Genomic DNA, 9,978 nt, shown 5'->3' on the forward strand with positions numbered 1-9,978 from the left:
CGCCCCCATCCCGGCGCCTCCCACCGCAGCCACGGCCTCGTCCCCCCGGCCCCGGGCCGAGGGCGCCGCTCAACCCCCCGTCCCTCAGCCGCCCACCCCCAGGAGGCTCACGCGCCTGTCGGTCGTCCTGATGGTTCTGTCCCTGATCTTCGCCGTCAGCGCGATCATCGCCGCGCAGACGTATTCCACGCTCGGAACGGAATACCAGCGCGCCGAGCAAGAGGTCGCAGACGCACAGACCTACCTCCAGAAAGTCAAGGAGCTCTTCCGATGAACGCCCGGAAGAAAGCGGCGACGCCGCGCGCCGCCGCGAAGAAGCGTCTCGGGCCCGCCCACGTGATCCTTCTCGTCATCACCATCGTCCTGGGGCTCGTTGCCGCCACGATGACGACACTCGCTGTCAGGCGAGCCACGGAGGTGAACGCCGTGCGCTCCGAGGCCGCGCAGACGCGCCAGGAGGCCAACGACTTCTACGCGACGCACTGGTGCAATCTGATCGCGCCGACGATGAGGGAGCGCATCGCCCGCCACTACAAGGAATACCTGCGGGCCACACCCGAGCAGCGCTCCGCCGTCGACGCGACGTGCCCGGGCAACGTCGCGACCGCCTCCGTCATCGCGCAGTTCAAGATCTTCAAGAACATCGAATTCAGCGACTACTCCTGCAGCCCCACCGCGGACAGCACCGCGTTCGCGTGCACCATCGACGTGGCCATCGTGAACGAAGACCTCATCAAGAGGCTCCCCGAGTTCAGCTCGTTCGATATGACCATCACCATATACTTTAAGAAAGACGAGGGCACCCCCTACTTGTCGCCGGATTTCACAACGACCGAAACCGTCACCATGACCTTCGACGCACAGGGCCGCGGCACCGCCGAGTTTCAGACGAAGTACCAGAGCAGCTGGGGCGCAAACTACGCCCTGTCGATCAGCGAATACTACCCGAACGTGTAGGCCGAGACAGGCCGGAGGACATCAGTAGTGCTCGTGTGAGTCGTAGCCGCGCAGCCGATCCAGCTCCCGGCGCTCCTTCTTCGTGGGGCGCCCGCTCCCCTTCTCGCGCATCGCGACGGGGACGTGCACGCGGGGCCGCTCGGGCGTGCGATCATCGTAGGCGGTGCGCGCCTGGGGGTAGGACACGCGCTTAGCCAGCAGCAGGACGACGCCAAGGACTCGATCAAAACCCTCGATGCGCAGGCGCACCTCGTCGCCCACGCGCACTTTGTAGGCGGCCTTCACGGGCTCACCGTTGACACGCACGTGCCCGGCGCGCACGGCGGCGGTGGCCTGCGAGCGGGACTTGAGCTGGCGGGTCGCCCACAGCCACGTGTCGACGCGCACGCTGGCCGAGGCCAGGGCGCCGGGCGGGATGACGACCGTGTCGGGTGCTTCACTCATCGGCGCTGCCTAGTTGATGCGGCGGATACGATTCTGGTGCCGGGGGGTCAGGACGATCGCGACGAGCGCGCACAGGAGCGGCATCCCGATCAGCATGCCGAGGAGGGCACCCCACGGAATGACCGGCGTGAGGGTCACCAGGGTCCCAAAAATGCCCGAACGGGCGAGGGTGATCACGGCGAGAACGCCGACGATCAGGCCGGAGAGGACCGCTGTGGGGATCGCGTTGAGGGCCAAGACGACGCCCTGCCACGTCGTGACGTGGCGGCGCATGGCGGGGGCCGCACCGATCGCGTCCAGGGTGTCGAGGTCGGGGCGCATGTCGGAGGCCGAGAGCGCCACGACGAGGGCGACCGTGGCCGCCGCAGCGACGATCGCGATCAGGGCCGCGACGTAGGGCAACACGATGGAGCGCATGGTCGGCGTGATGACCTGGGCCGAGGCCCCCGGGACCTGACGGGCGATGGTCGCCTGGAAGGCCGGCGCATCCACCGTGTTCACGGGCTTGTTGACCGTGAGGAGCTGGCCCAGGGGCACCGAGTTGAGCCTGAGAGCCGTGGCCGCGGCCGGGGACAGGACCATGACGTTGACGCGGGTGAGCGGGGAGGCCGCGAAAGTCTGGGAACGTAGGACGCGCGCGTCAGGCAGGGCGCTCTCACTGACGCCCTGAGCCCTGGCCGCGGCAATGTCCGCCATGTCGAGGCTTCGCAGCTGCACCTGCCCCGCGCCGTTGATCAGAGCGGGGTCGGGGACGAGCACGCCGCCGGCGTTGAGGGTGGCCAGCGCACGCACCATGTCGGCCTCGTTGAGGTAGCCGGCCTGACGCAGGTAGGTGCCGTCGTCGACGATGTAGGCGACGTCCAGCTCCGCCATCGGGGCCATATCTGGCAGCTGCGTGAATGTCTTGCCGGTAATCGGGGACACGGCCTCGACCATCGTCTCAGGGCCGCCTGGGCCGCTATTCCACGCCATGCCGCGCAGGGTCGCCTCCGAGGTGACGGTCCGTTCGGCGTCGACGGCCTGGGTCGCGGAGCGCATGAGGGTGTTCGAGCGGGTCACCGAGTCCGTCTTGTCCAGCGTCGAGACGAAGATCTGTCCGCGCTGGCCCACGTGGGGGCGCGAGTTCCAGCCGGCCTCGTTCGAGGAGGAGAGCGTAATCAGCAGGGCGCAGGCGACGAAGACGGTCGTCAGGATCGAGGCCATGGCGGGGAACGTGCGGTGCCCGTTGCGGACCGCGTCGCGCAGCGCCAGGCGCATGCTCATCGAGGCCCGACGGTTGGGGGCGCGCCAGCGGGTGAAGATGTAGGGAATCGAGCCGATGAGACCGATTTCTAGGAGGGCGACGCCGAGCACGAGCGCGAGCACCGAGCCGCGCCACGCGGCCACGCCCAGCAGCGGGAGACCCGCCAGGAGCGAGATCGGGTAGATCATGCGGCGGCGAACCAGCCGGGAGGGTTCCCACACGCGCCCGCCGATCACGGCGGAGGTGTCGATGTGGGAGGAGGTGTGCGCCGGGGAGACGGAAGCCATGAGGGACAGGAGGATCGGCAGCAGCACCGACAGCCCGAGGGGCCACCAGGGGACGATACCGATGCCGAGGCCGGACCACAGGCCGACGCCGACCATGACGGCGGCGGACAGGACGACCGAGAACACGGCGGAATACGCGCCGATAACGAGGCCGTGGGCGATCGTCAGGCGACGCCCATCCGAGCGGTCGCCACCGTTGGCGACGATCATCGCGGCGGTACGCATGACGGAGCGCTGGGCGACCGTGTACAGGGGCGAGATGAGCAGGATCATCTCAGTGAGGATGAGGAGGATCCCGGCGACCAGGAGCAGGTATTGCCACGGGTTCGAGGTCAGCGAGGGCTGAGGTAGCTCGTATTGGGCGATCTGTGCGGGCAGGGCAGAGGCGTCCGGCGGGCTGGCCAGGACATCGCGCGAGACGACCGAGAAGCCGGAGGCGTTGATCTCGCGGACCTTGTCCCACGAGACGGGGACGGGACCCGTCACGTACCAGGCCGTCTGGGTGCGCCCGGCCACCGCGAGGCGATCGATGTCGAGCGTGCCGTCGCCTATGATCGCCCGGCTGCTGCCGCCGATGATGGCGTCGATGACGGCGGAGCCTTCGAGTTCCTGCGTTGTTCGTTCCTTGGCGACCGTGAGCGTCAGGCTGACGGTGTCCCCGACCTGCACGCCGAGGGAGCGCGCGGCGTCGTCGGAGAGGACGGCATGGTTGGCGGCGAGGCCGCCGTGTTGTCCGCCCGCCGCGACTCGGGGGGCGTCCAGAGATGCCGTCTGAGTGCCCGAGTCAACCGTGAAGCCTGTCCCATCGGGGGCGGTGAGGTGCAGCTGGTACAGGGTATCGACGGCGATAAGATGGTCGCCGTCGGGGACCCAGTTCGTGAGGGTCTCCATGGTGACGTCGATTTCGTCGTCCGAGGCCGTCTTCGAGAGTACGTCGGCGGTGATGTCCTGATCGAGGGCGGTCGAGGAGCGACGGAGGGTCACCGCCTGAACGTCGGAGGTGTGGCCCAGCCAGGACGAGGCCTGGTACCGCTGGGAGGTCGTGACATCCCAGAAGGTGATCGAGCCGATCGCGACGATGATCGGCAGGGAGATGAGGATGACAGCGGTGAGAGTCCGCCCGAAACTCTGGCGCGCATCACGAGAGGCGATGCGGAGTACCACTCCCCATCGCCTCATCCGTGTGTTGAGTCGACTCATTAAATCCCTGGTGCTGTGTCTGCCAGCAGGTCCCTCAGTGAGTCCCCGCGCGAGCGGTCGACGATGCGACCGTCACGCAGGAAGACTGTCCGGTCTGCCCATGCGGCCATTCTGGCCTCATGAGTCACGAGGATACCGGCTGCACCCGCATCAATGTGGTCACGCAACACCAACATGATCTGTTCGCCAGTGTGAGAATCCAACGCGCCGGTAGGCTCGTCGGCAAGAATGACCGAGCGGTTACCGACCAATCCGCGCGCGATGGCGACGCGCTGACGCTGGCCTCCCGAGAGTCTTTCTGGGAAGCGGTCAGCAAGTTCGGCGACGCCGACCTCTTCGAGGGCGGCCATGGCGGCCTCGCGCACCTTCGAGGGGCTCACTCCGTCGAGCTGGAGCGGCATTTCAACGTTTTCGAGTGCCGACAGCGAGGGAATCAGGTTGTAGTCCTGGAAGACGTACCCGATCGAGCGGCGGCGCACCTCCGCGCGGTGCACGCTATCGAGCGTCGCCAGGTCGACGCCGTTGACGTAGACGCTCCCGTGCGTGGGGCGCTCGAGCCCGCCGGCGATCGACAGCAGCGTCGACTTACCGGATCCGGACGGTCCCATAACAGCGAGAAGCTCGCCGGGCGCGACCTCAAGGTCGATCCCGTCGAGCGCTCTCACTCGGACGCCGTTTGCGCCGAACTCATGTCCGACGCCGGTCATCCTGATCGGTAGCGGCGCAGGCTGGCTCATCGCACCCCGGCGCGCTCCGAAATACCAGCCTCAGCCTGGGCCCAGTTCATTGCGCGACCCTTCGCCGCGGCGAAGGCCGCACGGCGAGCGGCCTCGGAGACCGCGCCGGACTCGATGTGGTCAAGCCAGTTGAGCTCGGCCTCGAGGTCGAAGATGTGACGCTCAAGGATGAGCTTCCACGCTAGCTCGCCCTCGTCGGCAGAGGCCTTCAGGCGGGTGACGTCGCGCAGGGAGCCCAGGGTGGAGCGACGCTGGGTCTGGATCATGGCCTCAACGTCGACCGTCGGATCGGCGGCGGCCACAGCGAGCTTCATGACGAGCTCATCGCGCTCGGGATGCTCACGCGGGACCGGAGTGGACCACCAGGCGGTGAGAACATCGCGACCGGCATCGGTCAGCTCAAAGACTTCAGAATCGCGGCCTGCGTTGGTCTCGGCGTGAGACACGACCTGGCCGTCGCGCTCGAGGCGCTGCATCGTCTGGTAGACCTGGCCGATGTTGAGCGGCCAGGCTCCACACGTCTGCTCCTCGAACATCTGCTTCAGACGGTAGACACCCGCGGGCTGCTGCGCGACGAGTGCCAGCAGTGCATTGCGAACCGACATAACTCTCCGTTCGTTGTCGTGACGTGGTGGCGATCGTGGTTGAACGGTATCTATCCTACGCCAAAGTGCCACGTGGAGCGGACAAATCGCGGTGGGTTACCTAACAAAAACCCTACCGGCTGGTTAGGTCAGACCCCTTGTCATTCCGGCAAATATCGACACTACCGACCGACGGTGCAATAAAAGTGCCAACCATGTTGCAGACGACAGAGGGCAGTTTTTCAGTCATATTGCAATGTCTTATCAGTCAAGCGGTCAGAGTCCTCACACTCGCCGCCACGACACACTCAAAACCGCTAAATTCGACCCCTCCCCACAATTTCAACAATCGAGACCGCGATATTTGACAGCACAAAATCTCACTAACTGAGACTTTGCTCTCACGCAGGGACCTACTCGGCGAGAACGTCCTCAACATCTTCCCAGAGCACCTCCGGCGATGATGGAGCAGCAGCCGCCCAGAATTCGCCGTCCTTATCCGCCAGCAAGGGCACATCGTCTGGGTACAGCTTCGCGAATTCTACGACCGACAGCACCTCGCACACGTCCTGGCTGGTGGCAATCACACGCCAACTGTCACCCAACAGATCCGGGTACGTCACCACATCGTCGACCCGCACGGTGAGCCCCACCCATGCCTCATCCGCGACGTCCGCCCAGAAGGCCCCCGTCTCCTCGTCGACCTCGGTATCGATCACCTCGGCGATCTCGCGAGCAGCCCTCGGCACCTGCACAAGAAGCTCCGTGACGTCGCCCCGTTGGAAGGCGCCGAAGAGCACCTCCGGCACCGCCGTCGGAACGATCCCCTCGCCCGACGGCTCACCCAAGGCACTGAACTCGAGGAAGGTCTCCCGCAGCTGCGCGACATCGATCGACCACACCGTCAACGGATCATCCTCACCGGCATACAGTCCCCCATCATCGCACCGCATCACCGCGACGGAGCGCGGGCCGACGAAGAAGGTGGCGCGGCGGCACCCAGCCGGAGAGACGACCCAGGCAGTGAGCACCTTCGTTGCCTGCGAGAGTCCCTCGAGGACCGCAGCGAGGTGCGGGACAGGAGTATCGCCGACGACGAGGCCCTGGCTGCGCAGCAGCTCAACGAAGGGATGCCAGGGGTCGACGAGGAGCCCATCGGCGTAGGAGCGCAGCCCGTCGCACTCCAGCCCGCTCATATCGAAGACGACGCCGTCCTCCGTCTCACACGCATTGATCACGATTCCTCCTGTGTTCTCGAACGGGTCCGACGTGGCTCCGAAACGAGGACAACGCTACGGCACACTGACCGCCAGCGCGAGCGCCGAGGGCGACCGGCCCCTACCAGGGACGCTACACTGGAGACGATCAGGAGGATTCACCGATGAACGTTCCTTTCCCCGCCGACCCAGCCCCAGCCTCGTCCCCCATCCCCACCCTCACTCTCCCCACGGGATCCCCCATCCCAGTCCTCGGCTTCGGCACCTACAAAGTCGCGCCCGAAGACGCCTACGACGCCGTTCGCCGTGCGCTCGACGTTGGATACCGCCACATCGACACCGCGCAAATGTACGGCAACGAGGCCGAGGTCGGAGCCGCCCTCGACGCCTCCGGCATCGCGCGCGACCAGATCTTCCTCACCACCAAGGTCGACAACTCCAACCACGAGCCCGAGCGCGCCGCCGCCTCCATCACCCGCTCGCTGGAGGAGCTGCGCACCGACTACGTCGACCTCCTCCTCGTCCACTGGCCCCTGCCCACCCTCTACGGGGGCGACGTCACCCTGCCCTGGCCTGCCCTCGAAGACGCATTCAACGCCGGCGGCGCACGCGCGATCGGCCTGTCGAACTACGAGCGCGAGCACGTGGACGCCGTCCGCGCCATCGCCACCGTCACCCCCCACGTCCTCCAGGTCGAGGCCCACCCCTTCCTGCCCAACGCCGACCTGCGCGCCTACGCGCACGGGCTCGGCATGGTCTTCGAGGCATGGTCTCCCCTGGCGCGAGGACGGGCCACCACCGACCCGACCCTCATCGACATCGGCGCGCAGCTCGGCGTCAGCGCCGCCCAGGTCGCGCTGCGCTGGGCCATCGACCGCGGCCACGTCGTCTTCCCCAAGACCCTGAGCCGCCAGCGCATGGCCACCAACATCGACGCCTTCTCCTTCACCCTGAGCCCCGATCAACAAGCCCGCATCGACGCGCTCGACCAGGGAGAGGCCGGGCGCACCGGATCGCACCCCGCAACCATGAACAGACTCTGACGATAGGTACGATGAAGACATGGCATCGAAGCTCACCCGCGCCGACCGCGCCATCGTGCGACTCGCCGACGGCACCGTCAAGCAGCAAAACCTGCTCACCGGCACGGAAGTCTGGACCGTCCCTGGGCGCGGAAACCGCCCGCTCGCCGCGCCCCGCGCCGACCACGACCCCATCGACCACGAGGCGCACGGGCGCTACTGCGCATTCTGTTCCAAACGCTACCTGGAGACACCGCCCGAAAAGTCCCGCCTCGTGCGCCACGACGACGGGACGTGGGAGCAGCTGGACGCCCTTGGCGCCGACAAGCTGAGCGACACGGTCGCCGAGTTTCGGCGCATCCCCAACCTCTTCGAGATCGTCTCCTACAACTACTGGCACCTCAACCACGGGCACATCCCCTCCGAGAACGACCGCCACCGCATGGCCCGCTACCTGGCCTCGGACGCCGGCTACGAGCACGTCATGAACGTCGTGCGAGCCCGCATGCTGGCCTCGGGCATGAGCGAAGGCGAGTTCGCCGCCACCAGCGAAACCGCGCGCCTCCAGGCCGCCAACGGTTTCTTCTCCGGAGGGCACGACCTGATCGTCGCGAAGCGCCACTTCGTCGACGGCGCCACCGAGGCACACCAGCTCGCTGGGTCGGGCACCCTCACGCCCGAGGAACACGCGCAGTACACCGCCTACACGGCGCGTTCCATGCGCGACCTGTACGACCTCAATCCCGCCGTGCGCTACGTGGCGACGTTCCAGAACTGGCTGCGCCCCGCCGGCGCCTCCTTCGATCACCTCCACAAGCAGCTGGTCGCCATTGACGACCTGGCAGTCCAGACGGAGGCCGAGCTCGAGCGCCTGCGCGCACAGCCCGACATCTACGACCAGATTTTCACGGTCGCCGCTACCCGCAAGCTCCTGATCGCCCAGAACGAGCACGCCGTCGCCCTGGCCGGATTCGGCCACCGCTTCCCGGGAATCGCGATCTGGCCGCTGCATTCGCCGCGCAACCCGTGGGAGGTTAGCGACGAGGCCATGGCCGGCATCTCGGACATCCTGCACGCCGCGCACGCCGCGACCGGGGCGGAGGTGCCCGCCAACGAGGAGTGGTACCACCGCCCGCCGACCGTGTCCACGCCCATGCGCTGGAGGATCCTCCTCAAGTGGCGCATCTCCACCCTGGCAGGCTTCGAGGGCGGCACCCGCATCTACCTCAACACGATCGACCCGTGGAAGGTCGTCGAACGCACGGTCCCCCGCCTGCGCGAGCTGCGCGACAGGGGCCTCATCGCGCCCATGCGCCTCGGCGACGAGTGCCGGGTCAGCCCCTCGATGCTGCGCGACTAGGCGGGCGCCGCACGCCCGCGAACGAATGGGCAGACGCGCAGGGCGGGGACGCAGCAATGCCGCGTCCCCGCCCTTCATTGCCTCGTCAGCGCGGTGCCTACTCCTCGTCGTCGGAGTCCGCAGCACCGTCGCCCGTCGCCCCGGCCTCCTCGGTGTCGGCGGCGGGGCTCGCCTGCGGTTCGGTCGTGGGTTCCGGCGTCGGGTCGGTCGTGGGCGCCGGAGCGGGGGCGGCGAGGGCCGAGCCCCACGTCGCCAGCCACGCGTTCATCGCGTCCAGGGAGCCCATCGTCTCGTCCGCGACGACGGCCTCGCCGGTGATGCCCATGAGCCACGAGGCTTTCGTGTCCGCCGCGAGGACCCCGTCGATCGGGTACGCGGCGCCCGTGGTCGCCAGGGAACGCTGCGCGGTCTCGCCCTGGAGCCACGCGATGAGGGACTCGGCGCCGTCGCTGGCGGGCGCCTTCGTCGCGGCCGCATACATGATGCGGGCGATGCAGGTGGAGGACACCGGCGCCCCGAACGAATCGGCGCCCGTATTCGTCGCGGCCGCCGCGGCCAGGGACCTGGGCGCGACCACGAGCGGGTAGGCGCCCGACGCGCCCGACGCGCTACCCACGACCTCGGACAGGTAGGCATCGGAGACGCGGTCGCCTGCCGTCCACGCGCCGATCGCCGCCCCCAGGGTGGCGTCCACGCGCGGGCTCATGGACTGCACGAAGGTTCCAAGGCCCTCGCCGGTCTGCGCGGCCGCCTCCTGCACGAAGGCGCGGCCCACCGACGACGAGGCCGGGTCGGGCACCGCGAGGAGGGCGCGCACGCGCGGGGACGACAGATCCGCGAAGGACGTCGGCAGCGGGCGGTTGTTGGCGCTCATCCACGACTTGTCCGCGATGACGCACACGTCGTCGCGGCCGTAAGCCACCGCCG

The 9,978-nt window shown here is 67.7% G+C and carries 9 protein-coding genes and 1 pseudogene; 4 read left to right on the plus strand and 6 right to left on the minus strand.

Going from position 1 to position 9,978, the window contains the following annotated elements; genetic code table 11:
* A partial coding sequence (locus HMPREF1138_RS11325; protein WP_009058510.1) for a hypothetical protein occupies window positions 1–274 on the plus strand: 274 nt, incomplete at its 5' end.
* Complete coding sequence (locus tag HMPREF1138_RS07925) at window positions 271–957, plus strand: hypothetical protein (RefSeq protein ID WP_009058514.1); 687 nt, start codon at window positions 271–273, stop codon at window positions 955–957. The genes HMPREF1138_RS11325 and HMPREF1138_RS07925, both read left to right, overlap by 4 nt.
* A gap of 21 nt (window positions 958–978) precedes the next feature.
* Here the strand turns inward: HMPREF1138_RS07925 and HMPREF1138_RS07930 are convergent, their stop codons facing one another.
* The 5 genes from HMPREF1138_RS07930 to HMPREF1138_RS07950 all read right to left on the minus strand — a co-directional run bounded on the left by HMPREF1138_RS07930 (window position 979) and on the right by HMPREF1138_RS07950 (window position 6,690).
* On the minus strand, window positions 979–1,401 hold the full coding sequence (locus HMPREF1138_RS07930; protein WP_009058524.1) for an RNA-binding S4 domain-containing protein: 423 nt from the start codon (window positions 1,399–1,401) through the stop codon (window positions 979–981).
* A gap of 9 nt (window positions 1,402–1,410) precedes the next feature.
* Window positions 1,411–4,110, minus strand: a complete 2,700-nt coding sequence (locus HMPREF1138_RS07935; protein WP_039937542.1) for an ABC transporter permease — start codon at window positions 4,108–4,110, stop codon at window positions 1,411–1,413.
* Between the two features lie 20 nt (window positions 4,111–4,130).
* Entirely contained in the window at window positions 4,131–4,868 is a 738-nt protein-coding gene (locus HMPREF1138_RS07940; protein WP_021610869.1) for an ABC transporter ATP-binding protein, read from the minus strand.
* A complete protein-coding gene (locus HMPREF1138_RS07945) occupies window positions 4,865–5,473 on the minus strand; it encodes a PadR family transcriptional regulator (RefSeq protein WP_009058520.1) in 609 nt (202 codons plus the stop codon). Before HMPREF1138_RS07945 ends, HMPREF1138_RS07940 begins: the two co-directional genes overlap by 4 nt.
* Before the next feature lie 392 nt (window positions 5,474–5,865).
* The gene (locus tag HMPREF1138_RS07950) at window positions 5,866–6,690 is read right to left on the minus strand and encodes a hypothetical protein (RefSeq protein WP_009058522.1); all 825 of its coding nucleotides are present in this window, start codon (window positions 6,688–6,690) and stop codon (window positions 5,866–5,868) included.
* Between the two features lie 143 nt (window positions 6,691–6,833).
* Here HMPREF1138_RS07950 and HMPREF1138_RS07955 point away from each other — a divergent pair, with 143 nt between their 5' ends.
* Complete coding sequence (locus HMPREF1138_RS07955; RefSeq protein WP_009058518.1) at window positions 6,834–7,712, plus strand: aldo/keto reductase; 879 nt, start codon at window positions 6,834–6,836, stop codon at window positions 7,710–7,712.
* A 19-nt stretch (window positions 7,713–7,731) separates the two neighbouring features.
* Window positions 7,732–9,051, plus strand: a complete 1,320-nt coding sequence (locus HMPREF1138_RS07960; RefSeq protein ID WP_009058512.1) for a DUF4921 family protein — start codon at window positions 7,732–7,734, stop codon at window positions 9,049–9,051.
* A gap of 97 nt (window positions 9,052–9,148) precedes the next feature.
* Here the strand turns inward: HMPREF1138_RS07960 and HMPREF1138_RS11330 are convergent.
* Window positions 9,149–9,978, minus strand: a pseudogene (locus tag HMPREF1138_RS11330) (hypothetical protein); the annotation flags it as partial.

The sequence above is a fragment of the Actinomyces sp. ICM58 genome (assembly GCF_000283035.1).
Taxonomy (GTDB): Bacteria; Actinomycetota; Actinomycetes; order Actinomycetales; family Actinomycetaceae; genus Pauljensenia.